Source organism: Enterovirga aerilata, assembly GCF_013044135.1.
Classification (GTDB): Bacteria; Pseudomonadota; Alphaproteobacteria; order Rhizobiales; family Beijerinckiaceae; genus Enterovirga; species Enterovirga aerilata.
Genome location: NZ_JABEPP010000005.1, coordinates 112,320 through 136,908, shown reverse-complemented (window position 1 = coordinate 136,908; position 24,589 = coordinate 112,320). Strand labels below are relative to the sequence as shown.

At 65.5% G+C, this 24,589-nt stretch carries 18 protein-coding genes and 1 pseudogene; 8 read left to right on the top strand and 11 right to left on the bottom strand.

Translation table 11 applies throughout. From position 1 onward, the window contains the following. Positions 1-110 precede the first annotated feature (110 nt). Genes HJG44_RS17800 through HJG44_RS17790 form a run of 3 tightly spaced genes read left to right on the top strand, consistent with a single transcriptional unit; the run spans position 111 to position 3,642 of the window. The gene (locus HJG44_RS17800) at positions 111-1,487 is read left to right on the top strand and encodes a TolC family outer membrane protein (RefSeq protein WP_171219685.1); all 1,377 of its coding nucleotides are present in this window, start codon (positions 111-113) and stop codon (positions 1,485-1,487) included. Continuing rightward, positions 1,484-2,734, top strand: coding sequence for an adenylate/guanylate cyclase domain-containing protein (locus tag HJG44_RS17795; RefSeq protein WP_171219684.1), 1,251 nt, complete (start codon positions 1,484-1,486; stop codon positions 2,732-2,734). The genes HJG44_RS17800 and HJG44_RS17795 overlap by 4 nt, the downstream gene beginning before the upstream one ends. Beyond that, positions 2,731-3,642 (top strand): cation diffusion facilitator family transporter, encoded by a 912-nt coding sequence (locus HJG44_RS17790; protein ID WP_171219683.1) that lies wholly within the window; start codon positions 2,731-2,733, stop codon positions 3,640-3,642. Before HJG44_RS17795 ends, HJG44_RS17790 begins: the two co-directional genes overlap by 4 nt. A gap of 1,614 nt (positions 3,643-5,256) precedes the next feature. Here HJG44_RS17790 and HJG44_RS17780 read toward each other — a convergent pair. The 10 genes and pseudogenes from HJG44_RS17780 to HJG44_RS17735 all read right to left on the bottom strand — a co-directional run bounded on the left by HJG44_RS17780 (position 5,257) and on the right by HJG44_RS17735 (position 19,264). Further along, the gene (locus tag HJG44_RS17780; RefSeq protein ID WP_171219681.1) at positions 5,257-6,945 is read right to left on the bottom strand and encodes a porin; all 1,689 of its coding nucleotides are present in this window, start codon (positions 6,943-6,945) and stop codon (positions 5,257-5,259) included. A 363-nt stretch (positions 6,946-7,308) separates the two neighbouring features. After that, complete coding sequence (locus HJG44_RS17775) at positions 7,309-7,953, bottom strand: helix-turn-helix domain-containing protein (protein WP_171219680.1); 645 nt, start codon at positions 7,951-7,953, stop codon at positions 7,309-7,311. 1,486 nt (positions 7,954-9,439) lie between these two features. Continuing rightward, complete coding sequence (locus HJG44_RS17770; protein WP_171219679.1) at positions 9,440-9,895, bottom strand: Ros/MucR family transcriptional regulator; 456 nt, start codon at positions 9,893-9,895, stop codon at positions 9,440-9,442. A gap of 179 nt (positions 9,896-10,074) precedes the next feature. Continuing rightward, positions 10,075-10,548 (bottom strand): Hsp20 family protein, encoded by a 474-nt coding sequence (locus tag HJG44_RS17765; protein ID WP_171219678.1) that lies wholly within the window; start codon positions 10,546-10,548, stop codon positions 10,075-10,077. Between the two features lie 291 nt (positions 10,549-10,839). After that, entirely contained in the window at positions 10,840-12,096 is a 1,257-nt protein-coding gene (locus tag HJG44_RS17760; RefSeq protein WP_346767196.1) for an NAD(P)/FAD-dependent oxidoreductase, read from the bottom strand. 11 nt (positions 12,097-12,107) lie between these two features. After that, positions 12,108-12,996 (bottom strand): annotated as a pseudogene (locus HJG44_RS17755) (M20/M25/M40 family metallo-hydrolase). A gap of 448 nt (positions 12,997-13,444) precedes the next feature. Then, a complete protein-coding gene (locus HJG44_RS17750; RefSeq protein WP_210261210.1) occupies positions 13,445-13,636 on the bottom strand; it encodes a hypothetical protein in 192 nt (63 codons plus the stop codon). Between the two features lie 335 nt (positions 13,637-13,971). Then, the gene (locus tag HJG44_RS17745; protein WP_281411541.1) at positions 13,972-14,337 is read right to left on the bottom strand and encodes a response regulator; all 366 of its coding nucleotides are present in this window, start codon (positions 14,335-14,337) and stop codon (positions 13,972-13,974) included. Between the two features lie 14 nt (positions 14,338-14,351). Further along, positions 14,352-16,244 carry an HWE histidine kinase domain-containing protein gene (locus HJG44_RS17740; RefSeq protein WP_171219676.1) on the bottom strand — a complete coding sequence of 631 codons (1,893 nt, stop codon included), beginning with the start codon at positions 16,242-16,244 and terminating at the stop codon, positions 14,352-14,354. Between the two features lie 182 nt (positions 16,245-16,426). Next, positions 16,427-19,264 (bottom strand): PAS domain-containing hybrid sensor histidine kinase/response regulator, encoded by a 2,838-nt coding sequence (locus HJG44_RS17735; RefSeq protein WP_210261209.1) that lies wholly within the window; start codon positions 19,262-19,264, stop codon positions 16,427-16,429. Between the two features lie 475 nt (positions 19,265-19,739). Here HJG44_RS17735 and HJG44_RS17730 point away from each other — a divergent pair, with 475 nt between their 5' ends. The 3 genes from HJG44_RS17730 (at position 19,740) to HJG44_RS17720 (ending at position 22,538) form a co-directional block, all read left to right on the top strand. After that, entirely contained in the window at positions 19,740-21,251 is a 1,512-nt protein-coding gene (locus HJG44_RS17730; protein ID WP_171219675.1) for a T6SS phospholipase effector Tle1-like catalytic domain-containing protein, read from the top strand. A gap of 434 nt (positions 21,252-21,685) precedes the next feature. Beyond that, positions 21,686-22,042: a nucleotidyltransferase domain-containing protein gene (locus tag HJG44_RS17725; RefSeq protein ID WP_210261208.1), complete on the top strand. Its 357-nt coding sequence runs from the start codon at positions 21,686-21,688 to the stop codon at positions 22,040-22,042. After that, the gene (locus HJG44_RS17720) at positions 22,017-22,538 is read left to right on the top strand and encodes a HEPN domain-containing protein (RefSeq protein ID WP_171219674.1); all 522 of its coding nucleotides are present in this window, start codon (positions 22,017-22,019) and stop codon (positions 22,536-22,538) included. The genes HJG44_RS17725 and HJG44_RS17720 overlap by 26 nt, the downstream gene beginning before the upstream one ends. A 179-nt stretch (positions 22,539-22,717) precedes the next feature. Here HJG44_RS17720 and HJG44_RS17715 read toward each other — a convergent pair whose 3' ends face one another. After that, positions 22,718-22,948: a hypothetical protein gene (locus tag HJG44_RS17715; protein WP_171219673.1), complete on the bottom strand. Its 231-nt coding sequence runs from the start codon at positions 22,946-22,948 to the stop codon at positions 22,718-22,720. A gap of 40 nt (positions 22,949-22,988) precedes the next feature. Here HJG44_RS17715 and HJG44_RS17710 point away from each other — a divergent pair, with 40 nt between their 5' ends. Further along, on the top strand, positions 22,989-23,744 hold the full coding sequence (locus HJG44_RS17710; protein ID WP_171219672.1) for a metallophosphoesterase family protein: 756 nt from the start codon (positions 22,989-22,991) through the stop codon (positions 23,742-23,744). Between the two features lie 2 nt (positions 23,745-23,746). Continuing rightward, positions 23,747-24,562, top strand: a complete 816-nt coding sequence (locus HJG44_RS17705) for a 3'-5' exonuclease (protein WP_171219671.1) — start codon at positions 23,747-23,749, stop codon at positions 24,560-24,562. The last annotated feature ends 27 nt before the right edge of the window (positions 24,563-24,589 follow it).

The following is a 24,589-nucleotide window of genomic DNA, read 5'->3' as shown; positions in this document are numbered from 1 at the left end:
CCGGCGATGTCGGACCGCCATCGCGAGGCGCACGAGGACGCGTTCGTGCACTGCTCTGGTCCCGCGTCAGAAACGGTCGACGGTCCGACCTCGCGCCCGGAGCAAGGACGATGACCATCGGCGACGTTTTGCGAACCGCGGCCCTGAGTGTTGTCCTTGCGGGTACAGCCACGGCCGAGACGCTGCCTTCGGCTCTCGCCCGGGCATACATGAACAACCCAGACCTGAACGCTGGACGCGCCTCTCTTCGCGCGATCGACGAGAACGTGCCGCGCGCGCTCTCCGGTTACCGGCCCAGCGTCGCAGCCACTGCGAGCGCCGGGGCGACATACGAAACGGGACGCACCGGAAGCTCGGGCGTGCTCGCGAATACGCGCGACGCGCTCTTCCCGAGGCAGGCCGCGCTCCAGGTGACGCAGAACCTCTTCAACGGGTTTCGCACGGCCAACTCCGTTCGGGAGGCAGAAAGCGGGGTTCTCGGGGCACGTGAGACGTTGCGGCAGACGGAGGGCGACACCCTCTTCTCGGCCGCGCAGGCCTACATGGACGTCCTGCGCGACACCGCGACCCTCGATTTGCACCGAAACAACGTCGAGGTGCTCGAAGAGCAGTTGAGGCAGACTCGTGAGCGGTACACTGCCGGCGAGGTCACCCGAACCGACATCGCGCAGGCCGAGGCTCGCCTCGAAGCCTCACGTTCCCAGGTCAGCTTGGCGCAGGCAAACCTCCAGTCGTCCATAGCGACCTTCCGCAGGATCATCGGCGTCGAGCCGCGACAACTCGCCGCCGGCAAACCGCCTGACCAGCTCATCCCGTCCTCGCTCGCGCAAGCCGTCCGCATCGCTCTCGCCGAGCACCCGGCAATTCTCTCGGCATTGCACGCGGTCGACGCGGCGGAGCTCCAGGTCAAGGTCGTGGAGGGCGAGCTCGCCCCGAGCCTTAATCTCGTTGGCAGCGTCGGCGGCGGTTATGACACGAGCGTTCCAGGCGACCGTAGCGTCACGGCAGCGTTCGGCGCGCAGCTCACCGTTCCGCTCTACGAGGGCGGCGAGACCTACGCCCGGGTGCGGCAGGCGAAGGAAGTCGCAGGTCAGCGCCGCATCGAGGCCGAGGCGACCCGGGACGCCGTCCGCTCGGCCCTGTTCTCGGCGTGGGGTGCGCTCGAATCGGCCAAGGCGAACGTCATCTCCGCGCAGGCACAGGTCGCAGCGAGCGAAGTGGCCTTGACGGGCGTGAGAGAGGAAGCACGCGCGGGCCAGCGCACCACCCTCGACGTCCTCAATCAGCAGCAGGAACTGCTGATTGCGCGAGTCAACCTGATCGTGGCGCAGCGGGATCGGGTCGTCGGTGCGTTCTCCGTCGCTCAGGCGGTCGGCCGTTTGAACGCTGCGTCGCTGGCGCTCCGCGTCCCGACATATCGGCCGGGTGCACACTACGAGGCGGTGAGGGACCTTCCCTGGGGCCTGACGACGCCGGACGGACGATGATGGGCGCCAGAACTACGCCCGACGACGGCCGGGAACCGGACGCGATCTCGACGACGCCGACCCTTGTTCCCCGCCTCGTCGTACTCGTCATCCTACTTGCTTCGGCCACCCTCGATGGCGGACTGCGACATGGCATCTCGCATTGGCTCATCGTCGGCGCTTACGCGCTCGGAACCGCGCTCGTCTTCCTTCAGAGAACCTCGCTCGGCGCGTGGACGGTCACCGTGCTCGACGGTCTGTTCGCCGGCTACGTTCTGGGAGAGCACGTCTTCGTCGCGACCGACGCGACCCGCTCGGCGGCACATACGGCCACCTTGGTACCTGCGTTCCTGCTGCTGCTCGCGAGCGGCCTGACGCTCGCCCCAGTGCGCACGGCCACATTCGCCGCCCTCGTAGTCGTCGCCTGGACCGGCTCGCTTGGCCTGGCTTGGGCGCTGCATGCCGCATCCTACGCCGTCATCGGCCAGCATCTGTTCGGCCTCTTGAGCTTCGTCGCTGCCAGCGGCTTCGTCCTGCATGGAACGGCCCGTCTCAATGCCGCCGTTCGCACGTCCCTTCGCGCCGAGCGCGAGCGGGCCTTCCTTTCCCGTTTTGTACCTTCCGATACCAGACCTGGGGAAAATGTCGCCCGTCGTCACGTGGCTCTCCTCGCCATCGACATTCGCGGGTTCTCGGACCTGAGCAGGAAGCATCCCGCTCACGACGTCATGACGTGGCTTCTACAAGTTCGCGCGCTGGTGAACGCGGCCGTAGGCGCCGCGGGCGGAAGCGTGGACAAGTACGTCGGGGATGGCGTGCTCGCCCATTTCTCGGCCGGTTCACCGCCGGAGCAGGCCGAGGCTGCGATGGCGTCCGTCCGGGAGATCCGAGCGCGGGCCGCGGAGATGAACCTGTTCCGGCGCGAGCAAGGCTTGCCGGAGATCAGGCTCGTCGCGGCCCTGCACGCCGGGACGGTCCTCGCAGGCATTCTCGACGACGGATTTCGCGCCGAGATGACGGTCCTGGGACCAGCGATGAACGCGCTCGCACGGATCGAGAGGCGGGCCAAGCTTGAGAACCTCGACATCGTGAGCTCCGCCCGGTTTGCCACGCTTCTTGCGCCGAGCAGCACGAACGGCCTCGTTGCAGAGCCCTTACTCCGACGAAGCGACGAGGCCGGCGTTCCGGATCTCGTCTGCCTGTCCCCGGTCGCCGCTGGGGACTGTTCCGTGAACACCAAAGCACCCGAGAAAGCCCAGGCGGCATGAGCGGCAACCACTCACATGGAGCGCTGACGGGATCAGCTGCCTCGCAGAACAAGCGCGCCATGACGTTGGCCCTTCTGCTCACCTCGTCCTTCATGGTCGCCGAGGTTGTTGGAGGCTTGATGACCGGAAGCCTGGCATTGCTCGCTGATGCCGCGCACATGCTGACGGATGCCGGCGGTCTCGCCTTCGCGCTCCTGGCCATCCGCCTCGGGGAACGCCCAGCGACGCCGGAACGCAGCTACGGTCTCCTTCGGGCTGAGATCCTGACTGCGCTGGGTAACGCGGTCATTCTCCTGCTGCTCACGGTGTATATCCTCTACGAGGCCTACGAGCGCTTCAAGAACCCACCGGAGGTGCTCGGCGCGCCCATGCTCGTGGTCGCCGCTCTCGGGCTCGGGGTGAACCTCGTCAGCATGCGGCTCCTCGCCGGCGGATCGAGCGACAGCCTGAACGTTCGGGGAGCCTACTTCGAGGTCCTGTCCGATATGCTGGGCTCGCTGGGCGTCATCGTCGCGGCCGTGATCGTGACCTTCACTGGCTGGCGACTCGCTGACCCCATCGTCGGGGCCGGCATCGGCCTCTTCATCGTCCCGAGAACGTGGAACCTCCTTAAGGAAGCGACGCACGTGCTGCTCGAAGCTACCCCGGCGCGCATCGATCTGCGGCTCCTCGACGAGCGGCTCCGCTCGATCCCGGCCGTTGTCGGAACCCACCATCTTCACGTCTGGACCATCACGTCCGGCCTGGACGCGATGAGCGGGCACCTGGTGATCTCCGATCTGTCGGATAGCGGGCGGGTGCTGGCAGAGGCGCGGCAGGTCGCGGCCGTCGAGTTCGAGATCGCCCACGTGACGATACAGATCGAGGAGGAGGGGTCCTCGGAGAGAGAGGCGGCTTTGCCGGTCTGACATGATGATCCGAAACCTTTTGGCGGCCGCTTCGGCTTCCGTCCTTTCCCTGCTCCTGGTCGGCGAGGCGCTAGCCGACCATCATCAAGTAAAGCGAGCGCTTCAGCTTGCCCGCTGCATCCCAGAGCAGCTTCGACAGGTGTCAAAGCAGGGAGACACACTCGTTTACCAGGCGAGCTGTCGAGATCGCGGGGAAAGAGTGGTCACGCTGGTCTGCATGCCGACAAGATGCCTTGTCGACGAGCACGACCGGCACACGGACGAGGATGAAGAACCCTAGGATGCCACCGTTCTCCGTCGTCGGTGTGCTTGGGTTGTCGCTCTGGCTCGCCTATCTCGCCAACTTCGCTGCGCACACCATCATCCTCGCTCGGCGCGAGGGGCGGTCACCCTCGTTGCTCCACGGTGCGCGGGAGGAGCAGCGCATCACGGCTCTTCTCTTTGGTGTGGGTTTCGCGGGTACGACCGTCCACGTCCTCACCGCGCTGATGCTCGAACGCCCTCCGATTGTGCCAGACGCGGCCGCCCCGACCTTGCCCGGCCTGGAAGTCGCGGGGACTTCGCTCATGGCCGCCGGTACAGGACTTGCGACCTATGCGCACTGGAAGATGGGTCGGTCATGGCGGATCGGAGCCGCTGCCGGCGAGCTTGGCCCCCCTGCTGGGACGCGGCTTGTTCGCAAGGTCGCGCAACCCCGTCTTCCTTGGACATTTCGCGTCCTATGTCGGCCTGCTGCCCCTGTTGCCGAATGTCGTGCAGCTCGTCCTTTCTTTCGTTCTCGTCCTTGCTACGCGGATACAAGTTCACGTCGAAGAAGACATGCTCGAAGAGGAGCACGGGGCCTCCTACCTGCGATACAAGCAACGCGTTCGACGTTGGATCTAGCCAAGAGAGCTGACCTTGCAGGCAGGACAGCCCCGCCCAGCTCCGGCACGAACGACCCTGCGAGGCCATGCTCCAGGCCACCGCACCGGCGAAGCCGTAGATCCCGGCTGCGGTAGCCGTCACGGTTGGATCGTCGACCGGTCTCCGGCTTCATGCCGGTACGGGGTTCGACACCCTGGCTACGAACAGGTCGGCCAAATTCGTGAGATCAGTACCGGCGTGGGTTGCAGTCCAGCTCACCTGGGCGGCAGCGGCTCGGTCCGCCAGCATTTGTCCCGGAGCGAACGGCACGCGGCTTGGTTGCTGACCGGGTTTGATACGGGGCTGCCCCGGCCCGACCGCACGCGAGCTCACCCGGACGGCACCGCGAAGGCCCGCCTGCATAGGTGCCCGGCCGCACGGATCGTCGCGGCCGGGACTGGGTGACCATGGGCGTCGTCCCGCGGCCGCCGCAACCGAGTTCTCCCGGCGCGCAGATCGAGGGACCGCCGGCATTCGTACCGCTCCGAACGGCGCGCCGTTGTTCCGAGGCAGCCGGTTGCGCCGACGCGGCAGCGACCTGGAGGAGCAGGGTGGCCCCTGCGAGTAGAAGTATGCGCATTCAGCATCTCCTTGCACCGAAACGACTGAGACCCATCGGGCCGGTGCGCACCCGAGAGCTTCGGCGACCGCCCGGCCTTCCGAACGGACGAGGAGGTGCCCCGGCAGGACTGCCGGGGCACTGAGCCGCTAGAAGTCGCGCTGAACGCGGATGCGCGCCATGATGTTGTCGTCGAACGTCGTGGTGCGCGGACCCACCCCCGCCGCCCCCACAACAGTCGTGCCGCTTGCCGGAGCGGTGCTGCCGCGATTTGCGTCCGCGACGGCGCGCGGGAGCCAGATCCGCTGGTAGATGACCTCAACGCCGATATCGAGATCGCGGACCGGGGACCAAATGAGGTTCGAGCCACCGTAGAATATGTCGTAGCTCGACAGGGTGGAGTTGAACGGGTTCACCGTCGCACCCGTCGCCGTCGGTACGCCCGCAGTGAAGGTCGAGGTGATGCCGGCGGGACCGAAGTTGGCGTTCCGGAGACGCGGATCGTAGTTGGCCTGACCATAGGTCCCGAAGACCGACTGGCGCCACTCGGGGCTCCAGTAATGGAGCAGGGCGGCCATGACGGACCAAGTCTCGGTTAGGTTCAGGTTTCCTCGTCCGTCCACGACGGCGTCATTTTGATTGACCACGAAGCGGTTCGTGATGCCCGTGAAGTTCGTCTCCGAACCGGGCGGGTTGAATACGCCCGTGAAGCTTCCTGCGCCCTGCCCGTACGCGCCCTGGATCCAGATCTGGTCCCCGGGGGCCAGTTGCGGAAGATTGACTTTCAAGCCGCCCTGGACGGCGAACCCGTACGCTGCGTCGGGAACCCGCTGGGCCGCAACGCTGGCCGGAACCGCAACGCCACCCACGGCCGTCGGGAACGGCCCAACGAACGCTCCCGCGCCGGAAAGGATCGTGGGGAGGCCGGCGTAGCCGCCAACGCGAACCTCGTGCACCGCGGCCGCCACCTGCGCCGAACCCCAGGCACCGTCGTAGCGCAGCGCTCCCACGAAGTCGGGCAGATTGCTGCGCTGAGCCACGTCCAGGGCTAAGCCTGACGTCGGCACCCCCGCGGCGTTGAAGACGTTGCCGACGAAGGCGAGAGGCACGGCACCCGACACGAAGTTGACGCCGTTCTGGGCGCTCGGCGCGAGACCGGCAGCAAGGCCGATCACCCCGGTGTTCGCCTGCGTGAAGACCGGATTGCGGCGATAAACCGGGTCTTCCATCGAGATCGTGGCCGAGAAGCCGCCGCCGAACGTCGCCGTGTAGGCGAGGAGGTTAGTGTTGGCGTTCGAGTAGATGCCAGCTCCGAAGAATTCGAGGTCGCCGGCATAGAAATCGTAGAACGACTGAGCCCGACCGGCGGTGATGCCGGCGAACTGAACGAAGGCCTTGTCGACGTCGACGTACTTCTGAAGCTGGCTGACCGTGTCCTGACCGAAGCCGGGGAAAGCGTTTGCGAACCGCTCCTGCGTACCCGATTTCAGATACCCACCGGTCCGGGAGGCGATCTCGAAGCGTACGAAGGCCCGCAGAGTCCCGTATGGGGTCGATGTCCGGGCATCGATGTTCAGGCGGCCGAGACCCCGGAACCCGGACACGCTCGCGTTGCGCGTGTTCTGCTGGGTGTACTGGTACTCGAAGCGGGCGCGTCCACCGACCCGAAGGCAGGTGTCGGTACCCGGAATGAAGAAGAAGCCCGCACCGTGCGCCGTGCAGACCCGAACGTACTCGACCGGGGCCGCCTTCCGCACGGGAAGGTCGGCCGCTTGTGCCCCGGCAACCGCGCAGAAACCTGCTGCAGACCCGAGGAGAAGGCTCTTAACGAGCTTCATTGCGCTCTCCAGTTTCGATGATTGCGGGCGTCGGCCTCCGACGCCGTGGCAGTCGCGGCGTCGTCCCCCACCCAATGGAAGATCTGTCGCCATCTTCTCGCGAGACCTTGTCCTCGCTCGGAAATTCGCCAGATCGCGCCGAGACACCCCCGCCGCACTCAAATGGTGCCCAGCACAATCCCAGACCGACAAGCATTCATGCGGCCTGGACGCCTCAGCCGGCGACTTAGTTGCAGTTACGCCACACAACAATGTGTCTTTATGTTCATACGACACCAAGAGTGTATTTTATTGTTGCAGTCACATGCTGAAACAAAGTCGTCCGGTTTAGCGGCCTACCCAATAAATAAACAAGAAAGAACATCAGTGCGCATTGGAATTTGCCTGCCGTGAGTCGCCCTCCCGCCATCGAGCGGGTTCAGCCTCGTCCGCCCCTTCCTCGGTTGCGGAGCGATCCGGCCCGAGCTTGGCGCAGGAAGACGTTCCGAGAAATTGCACCGCTGGCCGGCCGTCGACCTCGGTGAAGACTACGCCCTTGCGCTCGTACATCGCGCGGATGCGCTCGATGTTGGCGGACTTCGGAATGCGCAACCCGGTCTCGAAAGCGACCAACATCGACAGGCCGATGCCGGCCTCTCGTGCCGCCGTAGATTGTGAGTACCCAAGGAAGGCGCGCGCAGCCCGGGATTGTTCGGGGGCGATGGGGCCAGTGACTGGATCGATCCGCGTTACCTTCAAAGGCCGAATCCGGTCGACAAAGTCCGCCGATTCCGAGACCTCCTCCGGCGTGGCGGCGCGCCGAACGCCAACCCCGTCCTCATCATTGATGAAGCGAATACCCAACGCCGAGAAGGCGGCCCGGAGCTTCGACAGGGTCTTCGATGTCGGCTGGGTCGTCCCGTTCTCGAACTTGCCGATGACGTTCAGGCCCACCCTTGCGATTTTCGCAAGCTCAGGACGCGTAAGATCGAGCAGCGCTCTTGCCGCGCGACATTGATCTGGATGCATGTCTCTCGTCCACGCAGCCGTCCACGCACGCACGGTGGGGCGTGACGGCGGATGTGAGCACGCGTTCTTTGGCGCACCGCCTTTCGACTGGCGTGCTGACCGTCAGAACTGCTTTGAGTGATCGATGCTGCCGTTTGGGCAGGCTCTACCCGGACACGGCCGGGTGATCAGACGGCGCGTTCGCGAGGAGGCTCCGGGATCGGTCGACAGTCGAATGACCGCGGCGGGCTGTCGGAGACGAGGGCGAGCAGTACGCGTACGCCGTCGCGGCACCCCCCCTCCTGTGGCGAAGGGCGAGGTTGTTCGAAGTGTGCGTGACAATGGCTCGGAGGGGCCTCGTTCTCGCGAAGGCAGCTATCGTCGAGCGCAGATGCCGACGCGATCCCGGGCTCCAGGACGCCCATCCCTGCCCGAGCGGCAACGAACGACGTGGTCAAAATCGCGAGCATCGCCAGCAGGCCGGCCAAGGCGGCACAAAAATTCAGACGTTGACGGAGACGCTTCATCCCAATTGACGCATTTGCGAGAAGCCGAGCGCTTCGTTCACCTAGCGCTACGAGGCTAGCAAAAAAGTCGACCGATGCAAGTCTTCATTTGCCGGCCTCAGCGTTTTTGCAATCGCTCTGCCGGTATTGTATCGTGCCATGTGAGACAGGAACTAAGACATACATCGAGCAACAGAAATTGTTGGTTTCTTTTGTTCAACAGGTGTCAACTAAACCTATGTGACCAGTCTACATCTCCCTCCGCGCCAACTATCGGTGCCTGAACCGTCGGACCACGGAACCGGCCCGCAGCAGCGGCGCGAGACGAGAGAGGAAGGTGTGAAAGGCACTCGCGTTGCCGCGACCATGAAGCGTGATCCCGGACGCCAACGATTGGACCATAACTCCAGTCGCGAGAGGCGCTGCGGCGCTCTCGATCAAGGAACTCGAATGGCGCAGGTAGCGGGAACCGGATTACTCAAGGGATGCAGCACGTCGTTGCCGCTTCCGGGGCGCCGGCAGGACTGCGCCACATGCAGCCGCCGGACACATGCCCGCGGCTGACGAGGCAGGCACCGTACGCGGGACTCGCGCTTGAGGTGGACGAGCGCGGAATTTCTCCCCCCGTAGCAAACGTGAGGCCGGTCCAGCCGAGCAGGCCCGCCGCGAGTAAGCCGTCCAGGATGGCGCCGAGCCAGGGTCCGGCTCCCGACGGCCCGGACAGGAGTTTGTAGACAGACAAACCGAGGACGAGGATACGAGGGCCGGAACGCGGCGCGGATGACGCCGCAGAAGCAAGGCTCGGCAACCGGTGAAGTAGGAACGCGGAAGGCCTCCACCCGCTTGGCGCTCGCGTCGCGAGCCCCCCTTCACTCCGGAGGGAACCCTCAGTTTGCAGGTCACGAGCGCTTTGTGCCTCCGGTGATGTCGGCGCACTCCATCCTGCCGCTCCCATCCACAACAGACGCGTGGCTGGCGCACTAGCACCGCCACGCGCACCATTACGCCGCAGCCTTCTTTCGTCCGCCTCCCCTCGGAGCGGGAGCCGGTTCCTGTGCTTTCCGCCCGAGCCCGAGGGCCTTCGCGAGTTGCGACCGGTGCTCCGAGTACGACGGCGCCACCATCGGATAGTCGGATGGCAGACCCCATTTCAGCCGGTACTGCGCGGGAGTGAGTCCGCGGCCGGAAAGATGCCGCTTCAGTGACTTGTAGCGCCGACCGTCCTCCATGCTGATCAGGTAGTCCGGCGAAATCGACTTCTTGATCGAGACCGGGCGCGTCAGTTTCTCGGGCCCGCCTGCCATTGGCTGGCCAAGCCTGGTCAGGGCCGAGTAAACCGACGAGATGACGTTCGGAAGATCCCTCACGTGAACTGCGTTGTTCGCCACATACGAAGCCACGATTTCGGCTGTGATGCTTGGAAGCGCGACGCGCAAAGCTTGATCTTGCTGGGTCAACAAAGCCTCCTTCCTGTTTTGTAGGCTGATATGTTCGTCCTGATCAGGCGGTCAAGCGCTCGCGGCAGGGTTTACGTCCTCGTTTCAGAAGTTCTTTGGGTGCGGTTCGACACGACCGCCCGAGTTTCTCCGCTCGCCGCGGGCTTTCAGCCCGCGGGTTTGGACGGTTCGCAAGGTGCTTAGGCCGCCTTCGCGATGGCAATCAGGGGCTGCTGAGTGTTGTCCTGGAGCGGGCTCTTGCTGCCCGGCGCCGCGATCTCGATGCGGCGTGGCTTCAGCGCTTCGGGCACCTCGCGCTTGAGCTCGATGGTGAGAAGCCCGTTTCCCAGGACGGCCGACGTCACGGTGACATGGTCTGCCAGCTTGAAGGTCTGCTTGAAGGCGCGGGTCGCAATGCCCCGATGCAGGACTTCGGCACCTTCGGGTTCAGGATGCTTCTGCCCGGAGACGACCAGCGTGTTGCCCTGCTGCACGACCTGGATCTCGGAATCCGAGAAGCCGGCAACAGCCATTGCGACCCGATAATGGTCCTCGCCCGCCTTCGCGACATTGTAGGGCGGCCAGCTCTCGGCGCGAGCGGCATCATCGAGCATCTCGAACAGCCGGTCGAAGCCGACCGTGGAGCGATAGAGCGGAGTAAGATCAAAGCTCATAGCCACATCCTCCAATGAGCAACATGGATATGAGAGCGCCGACACGACCGGCGCCCGCGTGTGCCAAGCCTTCTAGGGCCTTGGCGGAGCACGAGTTACTTCTGGTTCATGCAGTGTCGAGCCCACCGTAGTCCGAGAAATTCAGGCGTGCGCCTGTCTTCACCAGGAGGCTCAGTACAATAGACCTCGCGGCCACATAAGCTTGTTCGCCCGAGTCGTGACTCCGTACATCAAAGCTGGCGTGATGCGGAGATGTTACCGCGACCGCCAAGTGACAATTAGAGCTCTTTCTCACGACGAACTCTCGGGAATGATTCTCGATCCGCGCCGTTTAGTTAAATAGGCCCAGAGCCAGCGCAGGCTGACGATGAGCCGGTTCTGAAAGCCGACGAGCAAGTAGACGTGCGCTACGGCCCAAAAGGCAAACGCTGGAAATCCCTTTAGCTGGACGCTATCCCACTGCACCACCGCGGCCTTCCGGCCGATGACGGCGAGGTTGCCCCGGTTACGGAACTTGAAGGGCGGTGGGGTCTCCGCTCGCAAGATCTGACCGCGCAGGGCTCGCCCTAGATACTCGCCCTGCTGCTGGGCGACCTGAGCCAAGCCGGGGAGAGGCCGCCGGTCCTCGCCGGCGAGGAGCGAGGCGTCCCCGAGAACATAGACGTGTGCCAGGCCTTCGACGGCGAGGTCAGGCTCGACTCGGACACGCCCGGCGCGATCTGTTTCAACCCCCAGCCAGCGCCCAGCTGGCGAGGCTTGCACCCCGGCGCCCCAGATCACGGTGGCGGCGGAAATGACCTCGCCAGCTGCCGTCACCCCGTCTGCATCGATGTTCTCGACCGGGCGGCCGGTCATCACTGTCACGCCCAACCGAGCGAGCGCCCGTTCCGCGTAACTCGACAGCGTCTCGGGAAACGGCGCGAGTATCCGCGGCCCAGCCTCGATCAGCAGCACGCGCGCCTCTTCCGGACGTATATTCCGGAACTCGCCGACGAGGGCCTGGCGGGCAAGTCCCGCGATGGCGCCCGCCATCTCGACCCCGGTTGGGCCTCCGCCGATGATGGCGAAGGTCAGGCAGCGTCGTCGCTCCTCTTCGCTCAAAGCCCGTTCGGCATCTTCGAAGGCCTGAAGCACGGAACGCCTGATCCGACGCGCATCGTCTAGGGTTTTTAGCCCGGGCGCGAACTTGGCCCACTCGGGGTGGCCGAAGTAGCTGTGCGTCGCACCGGTCGCGATCACGAGGGTGTCGTAGGCAAGTTCGCCTCCGCCGGTCAGTGTGACGGTCCTCCCAGCCGGGTCGACCGCCCTCACCTCGCCCAGGAGAACGGTCGTTCTCCGGTGCTTGCGTAGGATACTGCGGATCGGCTGCGCGACCTCGCCGGGCGAAAGCACTGCGGTGGCGACCTGGTACAAGAGCGGCTGAAACAGGTGGTGGTTGCGCCTGTCGACCAAGGTGACGCGAATGCCCGGCGCGTTCCCAAGACCCTGAGCCGTAGCAAGCCCGTCGAAGCCGCCACCCACGATCACGACATGGTGGTCGCGGTTCACGACCTCGCTCGCTATCGTCGCGGCAGGCGCGGGGTGAAGTCAGTCTCGGGCCTGATGCGTCGGCAGTACGCTGCGACCAGCCGCGCGCAGTTCTCGACGTCGGTGAGGCTCAGCGTCTCGGATGGCGTGTGCATATACCGGAGGGGAACGCCGACGAGGCCTGTCGCAACGCCCGCTCGGCTGACCTGCATGGCGCTGGCATCGGTCGGCGTCGTCGCCGCGAAGGTGTGCACCTGGTAGGACATCCCCTCCTCCTCGGCCGCGGCCGTGAGCAGGCCGAACACGACGGGGTTGATGTTCGGGCCTCGTGCGATGGTAGGTCCCTTCCCGACGTGCAGCGATCCGTGTTGAGCTTCGCTCAGGGACGGCAGGTCGGTTGCGTGGTCCATGTCGACAACCAGGCCGGTCGCGGGATTGACCGCGTAGGTTGCGGTCTGTGCTCCGCGTGAGCCGATCTCCTCCTGCACCGTGGCGACCGCATGCACTCCCACATCGCGGTGCAGGCCACCGTCCTCCTTCAAGTGCCGAAGAGCTTCGGCGATGATCACGGCGCCGGCCGTATTGTCGAAGCCGCGGGCAGTGGCACGGTCACCGAGCAATGGCGTGAACCTCTCGGTAAACGTGATCGGGTCGCCCAGCCTGACCAAGTTTTCGACTTCGGCTCTAGACGTCGCCCCGATATCGATCCAGAGCGGGGCGCTTTGTCTGCTCGTCCGGGCTGAGGAGGTGAAAAGCGCGGCTGCCGACGACACCTGGAACACGATCCCGACCGTGTACCCAAACCCGTTGCCCGACTGCCGTAACATCGTCGTGCCCTCCGATGCTGCTGAAGTGCAGCAGGCCGTCGTCGCCGATGTGGTGCACCAGGAATCCGATCTCGTCGATGTGCCCGGACAGCATGATCTTGACGGGAGCGTCCGGGTTCAGCAGCGCGATGACGTTGCCGGTGACGTCGGTACGAACCAGGTTGGCAAAGTTCTCGGTGTAGGCTCGGTAGATCTGGGCGGCAGGTTGCTCGTACCCGCTCGGGGACGGCGAGTTCGCGAGCATTTGCATGAATTCCAGCGTCTCGGGACGCATCGTGCCTTTCTCCTCCTGCGCAGCGGCCAGAAGCAACGGCCATCCTGAGGCCAAGTTGCCGTCAGCAAACGAACGTAGCCTGTTGGCCCAGGAACACTCCCCTCGCACCTCACGTTCGAACGTCGGAGGTCAGGCAAACATGGCTGGAGAGTTTGGGGATGAAAAAACAACAAGCACAAATACAGTTTGCCGCGCGGCTGCTGCGGTTGTGCATCTCTGGATCTCTATACTTTCCCGAACTCCGCACAACGTCGGCTGATTGCTCTCACTAAGCACCTTCCAGCGTCATCTGCCGCTTGGGGTGTGTTTGCGCATCCCAGCGGTGGCGCTCGTCACGCCGTTCTTCGACCAGCCGCTCAGCTTCGAGCTTGGCCATGGTGATCAGGTATTCGAGCGAGCGTAAACCGTCCGCCTCCGCGTCGGCGCGTATGGTCTCAAGCCGCTCAAGGTACGTTCTCAAGGTGCGGGCTCCCGAGCGGTGCATTGGCTTTCCTCCATTGAAAAAAGACCGTTGTCGCCCACCGCGTTCCCGTACGTTCCGGACCGTGCTCAAGGGCTACGCCGAGTTGACCGGCTTCGCGTCGGCTTCCGGGCTGTTCGCGTTCGCAACGTCTTCGCTCCCCGGCTCTGGCCAAGGCAGGTTGGGGGATCGGGTCGAGCAGATCGCGTCCGTCGTCTTTCCCCGAGTTCACGTGCCGTAAGACAGCCCACATCCGCACCCGCCCGGCCGAACCGACGCCCTGGTTAGGCGAACGTTCCGCTGTACCGTGGTCAAGCACCACCCTCAGCGAACCTTTAGCTCGCCATCCCTCGCATCGTCTCGACCATCTTCTCGACCCGGTACGGCTTCGAGAAAAAGACGCCGCGGGCCGGAAGCTCGACGTCCCTAGCCTGGAAGTGCCCGGAGGTGAGGATGATCTCGATGGGCGGCCAGCGATCTCGGATGCAAGCAGCAAGGCGCATGCCGTCGAGGCCGCGCGGCATGTCGATGTCCGTGAAAACGATGTGGATGTCCGGCCGGGTTTCGAGGATTTGGATTGCCTGATTTGCATCCGTCGCCTCGACCGCCTCGAACCCGGCGTCCTCGACCATGTCCACTGCCATCATGCGCTGGATCGGTTCGTCCTCGACGACGAGAACGACCTTACGCTGCGTATTCAACTCGCGACCCGGCCTCACGAATGCTGGACATAGGCGAGAGGAGCCCGGAAGGCGGCTTCGAGCCCTGAAGGCAGGTAACGCACCTGTGTGCCGCCAGTTCCGATCAGGCCCATCCTGATCAGCCTAGAGCCAAAGCCCCTACGGGTCGGTTCCTGGGCCGGAGGGCCGCCGCTTTCGGCCCAGTCGAGCGCCAGCTCGGCGTCGTTGCCGCAGCCGGTCACTCGCCATGCCAGCCGAACCCTGCCCGTCTCGGAGGAAAGCGCGCCATACTTGAGCGCATTGGTCGCCAACTCGTGCAGCAGCATCGAGAAGGACAACGTGACACGGGGGCTGAGGGCGATATCAGGTCCTGAGACCTCGAACCTCTCTTCCACCCCGAATGCGCTCAGAACGGCGCCCGCTACCGTCTTCATGCGGGCGGATGCCCAACTCTGCTGAAGAAGGACATCGTGGGCCGCCGCCACCGCATGGATGCGCTTGAGGAACGCCTCGACCGCCTCCCGCTCCGTCACACCGCGAAGCGTCTGGGCCGCGATGGCTTGCACCAACGCAAGCGTGTTTTTGAGCCGATGGCCGAGCTCTGCGTTCAGGACGGCCTGATCGGCCTCGGCCTGCACCTTCGCGAGGCCGGACTGAACCCGGTCGGCGATCCCGCGGGCGAAGTCGACCTCGTCGGCCGTCCAGCGCCGACGGCCGTCCGCCTGGACGGAGATGACGCCAGCGAGTTTCCCATTCGCCAAGACGGGAAGATCGATGCGGGCTTCCACCGCGCTCTCCACGCCATCCCTCGCGACCGTCTCCCCCCGGGCGAGATGGTCAGCGAAATCGCACGGCCGGGCCTCCGCCGCTCGCTCGCTTTGATCGTCGCCGAAGGCGACCTCGCTGCGCTCAGCCCAGATGTCGCTGCGGAGGTAAGCGGCTCGCGCCGTATTCAGGGTTCGGCCCAGAATCTCGGCCGCGGCACTGGTCACGTCGCCGGCCGTCTTAGCCTCCCGCAGTCGGTCGCCAAGCTCCAGCAAGGCCGCCTGTTGGATCTGGAGCGTCTTGCGCTGTGTGATGTCCCGGACAGTGCCGAACATCTGTACGACCTGCCCGGCCTCGTCCCGGGTGAACTGTGCCCGGCGCTCGATCCAGCGCTGGCGCCCATCGTCGGCACGCCTGATGCGGTATTCGACCGCACGGGCGGCGCTGCCGTCCCGGCGCGTCGTGACAGTTGACGGCAAGCCCCTGTCCTCGGGGATCACGAGACCTTCGAGAGAGGCAGCGGGGAAGGTATCTGTAACCGGGAGGCCGAATAGGCGGCAGAACTCCGGGGAGACGGTGACGACGCCGGTCGCGACATCGACCTCGAACGTGCCGATCCGTCCAGCCTCCTGCGCCAGCCGCGAGCGGGCCTCGCTTTCTTCAAGCCGCCTCAAGGCCGCCGCCTGGGAAGCCAGTGCCTTCCGCAGGTCCAGCTGCTTCATGACCTGGCGTGCGAGCGTTCTGAGCGTCCGTTCCTGGACAGGAGCGAGCGTCCGCGGCTTGAAGTCCAGGACGCAGACCGTTCCAATCGGGTAGCCGTCTTCGGTCCTCAGCAGCGCGCCGGCGTAGAAGCGCAGGCCCGGCTCCCCGGTAACGAGCGGGTTGCAATCGAACCGCGGGTCCTTCGTCGCGTCGGGAACGAGCAGGAAATCCTGTTCTAAGATGGCCTTTGCGCAGAAGGAGCTTTCGAGCGGGGTTGAGCGGACCCCGAGCCCTACCTCGGCCTTGAAGAACTGCCGGTCCCGGCTGATCAGATTCACTACCGCAATGGGCGTATCGCAAATCTGGGAGGCAAGCCTTGCGACCTCGTCGAAGTCCCGCTCGGGCGGGGTGTCGAGTATGTCGTAGGCGGCAAGGGCCGCAACGCGGGCGTTCTCGTCCATGGTCCGTAGCTGGGGCGGACCGTGTTCCGAAGCGGTGTTTCGGCGGCCTAGGGAGAGCCTAGGAGCTGTGGCTGACGATGTCACCCCGGGCGCCCGCTCTCCATTTCTTCAGACCGCTCCATCTCATGCAGAGACCATTCGGCGTGGAGGTGTTGTCGCAACCGCCTACCTAGACGTACCGTCTAGCGGGCCGTCATCTCGCGGATGCGGGAGGCCAAAGTCTCCATGGCGAATGGCTTCGTCAACACCTCCATGCCGGGTTCGAGGAGGCCGTTGCCGACCGCGGCGTTCTCCGCGTAGCCGGTGATGAAGAGCACCTTCAGGCCTGGGCGGGTCACCCGGGCGGCGTCGGCCATCTGACGGCCGTTCATGCCGCCCGGCAGGCCGACATCCGTAACCAGAAGGTCGATCCGGGTATCCGATTGAAGCACCTTGAGTCCGGATGGCCCGTCGGCCGCCTCAATCGCTGCGTAGCCGAGTTCTGCGAGCACGTCCGTGACGAGCATGCGGACGGTCGGCTCGTCATCTACGACCAGCACCGTCTCGCCGTCGCGGGCGCGCGGTGCGTCGGCGAGCTCCGGCGTCGGCTCGGCAACCTCAGGTTGGCCGGCCAGCCGCGGCAGATAGAGGCAGACCATCGTTCCCTGACCAGGCTCCGAATAGATCCGCACCTGCCCACCCGACTGACGGGCGAAACCGTAGATCATGGACAGGCCGAGGCCGGTGCCTTGGCCGATGGGTTTGGTCGTGAAGAACGGGTCGAAGGCCTTAGCGACCACGTCGGGCGTCATACCCGTGCCGGTGTCTGAGACGCAGAGGGACACGTACTGCCCGGGTTGCAGGTCGCGCTCCGAGGCGGCGCGCCGGTCGAGCCAGCGGTTGGCAGTCTCAATCGTAAGCCGACCGCCGTCGGGCATGGCGTCGCGGGCGTTGATGCAGAGATTGAGGAGTGAATTCTCCAGTTGCGGAGGATCGACGAGGGTCGCCCAGAGCCCGCCTGCCGCTACCACCTCGACCATGATTGCCGGTCCGACCGTGCGCCGGATCAGCTCCTCCATGCCCGCGACGAGACGGTTCACGTTCGTCGGCTTGGGATCGAGCGTCTGCCGCCGCGAGAAGGCGAGGAGCCTGTGAGTGAGCGCGGCGGCGCGCTTCGCGGCGCCTTGAGCCGCGCCCATGTAGCGGTCGAGCTCGGTGTAGCGGCCCTGGGTCATACGGGTCTGCATGAGCTCAAGCGAGCCCGAGATACCGGCGAGCAAGTTGTTAAAGTCGTGCGCGAGGCCGCCCGTCAGCTGGCCGACCGCTTCCATCTTCTGTGCCTGGCGGAGAGCCTCTTCGGCCAGCCGCAGGCGCTCCTGCTCGCGGATGCGCTCGGTCACGTCGTATACGAACTGATAGGCACAAAGCAGGCCGCCGTCGGCGTCGCGCAGGACGCGGTACTTCATCTCGTACTGGCGGCTGTCTCGGTCCGGATCGCCGAACTCGGCGATCTCCGTAAACTCCTCGCCCGAGAGCGCCCGCCGCCACACGGCCTCGACCGCCTCTTTGTGCTCCGGCAGATGGGCCAAGACGTTCAGTATCGACTCGCCGACGGCCGGCCGAACGCCGAAGATGCGCTCGAACTCGTCGGCAGCCGCCTTGTTGATCGCGAGCCAGCGGTACCCCGGGTCGACGACCTGGACGAAAGCGTCGGTTCCCTCGACGATGTCGGCGAACAGCCGCCGCTCGGCCAAAACTTCCGCGACGCGGGCTTCTAGAGTCTCGTTAAGGGCCAGCAGGTCGGCCTCGGCTTGCTTGCGAGCCGTTATGTCGTAGGTGACCCCGAAGTACCGTGTGCCCCGGCCGGACGGATCCGGAACGGGTTCGCCGCGCCGGGCGATCCAGCGGGTCTCACGCGTGTCGGGCCGGACGATGCGGTATTCGACGTATTCCAGTGCGCGCGCGGGCAGATCGCTCCGGCCGGTGACGACGGCGTCGCGGTCGCCAGGGTGGATCAGGTTGAGGAAATAAGCGACCGGGACCTGGGTGACCGGCGGGACACCCCATAGCCGGCAAAACTGCTCGGAGACGACGATCTCACCCGTCTCTGGCAGCAGCTCGAAGGTGCCGATCCCTCCGGCCGCCTGGGCGATGCGGAGCCGTTCCTCACTGTCCTTGAGCGCCTGCGCGCCCTGGTGTGCCGCGGTGACGTCGAAGCCCTCACAGAAGATGCCTGTGACGCGCCCGGCATCGTCCGCCACCGGTTCGTAGATGAAGTCGAGAAAGCGCTGCCCGGCGGGAGCACCGGGGTATTGTAGCACGACCGGGATGCGTTCGGCGACGAACCGCTCGCCAGTTTCATAGACTCGGTCGAGCCACTCGTAAAAGCCCTGCCCCGCGAGTTCAGGGAAGGCTTCCCGCACCGTCCTGCCGACGTATGCACGATCCCCGAACAGGCGGACGTAGGCGTCATTCACGAATTCGAACACGTGATTGGGACCGCCCAGCACCGTGATGAAGCCCGGCGCCTGCTGGAACAGTCGCCGCTGGCGCGCGGCCTCTTCCTCACGGTTGCGCTCCTGAAGTATGCGCTCAGTGGTCTCGTGGCCCTGGTTGAAGATGCCCCCGACCACGCCTCCCAGGCCCCGGATCGGGGTTATGCTGTAATTCCAGTATGTCTCCGCGACTTTGCCGCCGCGAACCATGGGCAGAAGCTGGTCATAGACGCTGACGCCCTCACCGCCGAGCACTTGGCTGAACTGGGGTTCGATCACCTCCCAGATGTCGCGCCAGACATCGCGGGCGGGCTGGCCAAGAGCCCCGGGATGGCGCTCACCAGGAATGAAGGCCCAGGCGTCGTTGTATAGGAGGCGGAGTTCCGGCCCCCAGTAGATGGCCGTCGGAAAGCTGGAGTGAAGGCAGATGCCGAGCGCTGACCGGAGCTCCTGCGGCCACGCCTTCGGCGGTCCGAGCGGCGTTGATGCCCAATCGTACGTGCGGATGCGTCCGCCCATCTCGCCGCCTCCGGCGAGGAAGCCCATCTCGTCGCGCGTATCGTTCACCGCTTCACTTGCCGCAGGCGCCAGGCAGTCCGATGGCGCACTTCAGGAGGGAGGAGTTACCCCTCCCGGTATCAGAATTCACGACCGGGACGGAAGAGCGGCAAACCGCGCGCGGTCAGGTTAGGATCCTCTTAGGATCCTCGGGAGGAAACATGGGATAGGCGTCGAGAACTGGGGCCTTAGACCCGGCCATGATTGGAAGGCGGGCATCTGATCTCGCGCCGGCCTCGCCCCTCCGGAAGCAGGCGCGATCCCTTCAGGTTAATTGTGAGACGACCCACTCCGATTTCAGCGAGGCGGTCGAGACCCTCTATACGACGTTGCGGGCGCCACCTGGCTAAGGTGTGTTTGGGGGGGACGGGATCGGTCCAGCCACCGCGATGCTGGGCAACAGACTGCCTCCCTGCATATCTGGGAACAAGCCGAAGCTGAATGAGATCTGGGGAGGGATGGGTTGCCGAAGAACATCGTGGTTTTCTCTGATGGCACTGGCCAGGACGGCGGCACCAGGCCAGAGCAAAGGTGGAGCAACATCTTCAAGATGTACCGGGCCTCACGGGTCGCGCCGGACTCAACTGTTGACCCGCGAGACCAGGTTGTATTCTACGATCCCGGCCTCGGAACGGAGACCTCCGCGACTGGCTGGACGAACCTCGGGAGACGTGCCCGGAAGCTGCTTGCCAACGTCGACGGGCGCGGCATCGCCATCAACATCGCCGATTGCTACGAATTCATCATCAACCACTATCGGCCGGGCGACCGGATCTTCCTTTTCGGCTTCAGCCGCGGCGCCTACACCGTACGTTCGGTCGCCAACCTCATCATGCTGTGCGGCGTACCGACCAAGGATGCGGACCGGCCTCTTCCCAGGTTCCGACGCAGAACGAGACAGGTCGCGGAGGAAGCGGTCACGACCGTGCTCGAACATGGCGCAGGGCACCCGCGCGGGACGTACGAGAGTGAGCGGCTCGAACTCGCCCGCCGCTTTCGCGAGACCTACGGGTCCCATCACGAGCCGGGCGAGGAACACCGCTCCAACGCCGCGCCGTACTTCATCGGCGTGTTTGACACCGTAGCCGCGCTCGGTGCGCAAGGCGCCTTACGGACGGTCATCCAGTCGGTCCTGTACGGGGGAGCGGCGCTCCTCGGCGCGGCAGCAGGCGCCGTGGTCGGGGGACTGCTCGGGCTCCTCAGTTGGGGTCTCGGATGGTCGTTCCTCTGGGTCTTCGCTCCGACCATCCTTTTCGGTGCCGTTGCCGGAGCCGCGCTCATGCGGAAGGCGCAGCGCGGGAAGATCGTGAAGACCATCCGCGACTTCCCGAACCCTGGGGACGTGAAAACGCATGTGGCCGAGTGGAAGGGCGAGCACTTCGACAGGCTGTTGAGCCGCTTCGTCACGTATGCCCGTTCCGCCAATGCCATCGACGAGACGAGGGCGGACTTCGCGCGCGTCGGGTGGGCCAACACGGTCGGAGCCCCGGAAAGCATCGACGGGGTCAGGCGCCTTCGGCAGGTCTGGTTCGCCGGTAATCACTCCGACGTGGGTGGCAGCTACCCGGAAACGGAGTCCCGCCTCTCGGACATCGCTCTCGAATGGATGATCACGGAGGCGTTGAGTGTCCCCGAGCCCTTGCGGGTCGGTCCGGTGATCGTGAACGGCGTGCCGTTGAAGGGCAGCGGAGACGCAGGCCCGGCCCTCTTCCTTCATCCGGCCGAAAACGGGCTGCAGCACTGCGAAGTAGCCGGCATGGAGGACACCCTCGATGCTCGTGTGCCATCCTGGCTGCGGCGATTGGTCGGCGTGAAAGGATGGAGGGTGAAGGTCCGGGAGATCAAGGAAGGAGCGGAACTGCATCCGAGTGTCGCCCAGCGGTTCTCGCTGCCCGAGGTTCCTCAATGCGCCGGGCACGGACCCTACAGGCCAAGCGGACTGAAGACCTATCCGGGGCTCGCGGAGAGCTACTGACCATCGCCGGCCTACGGGAGAGCTCGGCGCGGCTGACCGACCGGAGCTGGAACGCGGACGCCACGCTTACACGACCGTGCGCGGGGCGATCCGTTCGGGTCCCGGACTGCGCTGCGCTAGCGCCGTACGCCCCCGGTCTCGCCGATGTGCGCGCCGCGGTTGCAGCCGGCCTCGTCCGTCCTCTCGGAAACCTGGGCGCCCCGCCTTTTGGCCTTCGCGCGCCAGCAACCGGCGCCGTTAAGCAACGACGAAGAGGCATGGGTCACCCAGCGCCAGTCAGCACTTCACGAAGCCCGTCACCCTCCGGCGAAGGCCCACGGAAAAACGCCGGAACGCAATCGGGGCGATACTCCAGTGCAAAACCTCGGAGCTCGCCTTGTTGGCGGGGTAGCGCGAAGGCCGGCTCCGGACTATCTTTAAGTCAGGATAAAGCCATGCCAACGCCATCCTCAATGGAACAGCTCATACCCAGGAAGGCAGCGTTCCCGGAACTCCGGACGCTGCTCGAACGGATCGAGGCCGTCTACAAGCCCGAAGAAGTCCTCCTGTTCGGAAGCCGGGCTAAAGGCACGGCGCGGCAGGACAGCGACTGGGACGTCTTGGTCGTCCTGCCGGACGATGCCGAAGAGGCGCTTCTCGACCCGCTTGTGGGTTTCGAGACGCAACAAGGCAGTGGCGTCTACGCGGACGTGCTTTGCTCGATCAAGCGGGAATTCCTCCAGGACATCGCGGTGGCCAACTCGCGGACCCGCGAGATCGTGGACCATGCCGTCCGGATCGGCTCCCGCTAGCCTCCACGTTGCCAACAGCCTCCGGCTGGCGGACCGCGACCTGAAGGATGCGGAGCTGCTGCTGAGGGAGGGCAGCAGGAACGCATCATACCACCTGGAACAGGCAGCCGAGAAGCTGCTGCTAGCGCTGCTCACCTCCGAGGACATCCACGTGGCCGTCGCTGAAACGCACCGGCTCGACATCCTCGCCGACCGACTGCCGGAGGAGCATCCACTTCGCGACCCGATGCGGAAGCTAGCGTTTCTCCAGGCCTATGCAACGGCGTTCCGGTACGTGAAGACCGCCGGCCGCCTTCCGCCGCCCATGCCTGCGGACAAGTTCTCGCTCGCGAGCGAGGCGCTCCGTAAGCTCATCGACGGCGCAGCGCGGCACTTCGAGGTCGATCTGGAGGCCAAGGACAACGTGCCGGCCGGCAAGGTAGAGCGCATGCGAACGACTCGCACGGAGCTCGCGCCGGTCCGGGCCGGTGACGGCGACACCCGGCCGCGGCGGTGACCGGCTGGAAGCGCCGAAAGCCGGGTCAGGACGCGACAGCTTGCCAGCGGATCGCGGGTCTGCGTCAGCGCGCCTTCAACCAACGATATGTCGTCGCGCCGGTTCAGCAGCGCGAATGTCGTCCGCTCCGAATAGGCATGTCGCCACCCGCCTGCGGCACCGCTGCTCTCATCCCCAGGTCAACGCTTGCGCTTAGCCTTCTGCAGCAACGCGAAGCGCCCGTCCGCGCGCACCTCGAAGTAGCGCTCGTGCTTCACCCGGATCATCATCTTTCTCCGCAGGAGAGCGGCGTCGAGCGGCCCGTAATCCCGCGCCCGGCGAAGCGTCTCGGGGCTGAGGCGCGCGAGGATTTCCGCCTCGCCTAAAGCCCCCTTTTCCGAGGAACGGATCACCTCCGCCGCCTCGCGCATCACCCCGTCCCAGAATCGGCGCGGGGTCGCCCGCCTCTCCGTGCCGGCCCCTTCCTGCCCAGCCTCGTCGCGCTCGGCCACCCACCGTTCAGCCCTGCGCGGGCGCCCGCTCGTCCTCGTCCCCGGCGATGCGGAGTTCGCCGGCGACACCCCGGTCCGCGACGCCATCGCGCGCCGGCGGAAACTCGCCCGCGATCTCGGCATCACCCTTCTGTGCGACGACCTCGTCCGGCTCCCCGGCCCAGACGGACGGGGGGTGTTCGTGATCGGGGCCTGCCTGTGGACCGATTGGGCGCTCGGCTATCCCTGCACGGCCAGCCAAGCCCGGGCCTATGCCCGCGACGCGTGGCCCGGGGAACGTCCGACCCTCCTCGGGAGCGGACGCCCGCTCGCGCCGCACGACGTCTCAGGCCTCCATGCACGCTCACGCGCCTTTATCGAGGACTGCCTCGCCAGCATCGTCGTCCAGGCCGGCGGTCACGGCGCCTCGCCGCGCACGCTCGTCCGGGACGTCCAGCGCGGCGACCGGGCGGTGGTGGTCACCCATTTCGCCCCGTCGGTCTGCTCGCTTCCGCCGGAGATCGCCGCGCGCAGATGGGAACCCTGGCGGGCCGCGTTCCTCGCCTCGAACCTGGAAAGCGTGATGACGCGCTGGGGCGCTCCGGTCCTCTGGCTGCACGGGCACGTGCCACGCCCGGTCTCCTACCGGCTCGGCGACACCCGTGTCGTCGCCAATCCCGGAGGTCCTGCCCGTGGAAACCCGCGCTTCGATCCAGCGCTCGTCCTGGAGGTCTGAACATGCATCACGCCCCCATCACCGAACTCGCCGGCCGAACCTGGCAGACCCCGCGACCGGTCCCAGTCAGCAGCCGGCCGGACAAGCTGCTCTGCGTCGACATCGAGACCGTTCCCGATCAGGCGCTGGTCCCGGCCGACTGGGGGGACGGCTTGCCCAAGCCCTTCTGGAACCGCGTCGTCTGCGTTTCTTTCGTCGAGGCACGTATCGCGCGTCCCGTCGCAGACGGGCCGGAATCCTACACCGTCGAGCGGGTCGCGAGCGGCGGCGACATCGGCTGGGACGAAGCTCGCATCCTCGCCGGCTTCTGGCGCCTCCTCGAACGGGGGAACTATCGGGTCGCGACCTGGAACGGCCGAACCTTCGATATGCCGGTGCTCCGTTGCCGTGCCTTCGTCCACGGCATCCAGACCGCGGTCTGGAACAAACGCGGCGGCCGGTGGGATGGTTACAGCCATCGCTATAGCGACGAGTATCATGCCGACGTGATGGATCTGCTGTCCGCGCACGGCGCCGCCGCAAGGATGCGCCTGGACGAGGCGGCAAAGGCCATCGGATTGCCGGGCAAGGTCGGAGACAACGGCGCAATGGTCGCGGACCTCTACGAGAACGGCGAGCTCCCCCGTATCCGCGCATATTGCGAAACGGACACGATTCAGACCTTCTACCTCTACGCCCGCTGGGCACTCCTCTCAGGCCGCACGGATGGGGCCGGATACGAGGCCTCCGTGGCGTCCTTGACCCGGTACCTGGAGGCTGAACGCGAAACCCGTCCGCACCTAGGCGACTTCCTGGATGCCTGGCGGAAATTCCACTGACCCTGGCCTGGCGTGGCCTCTGAGCCG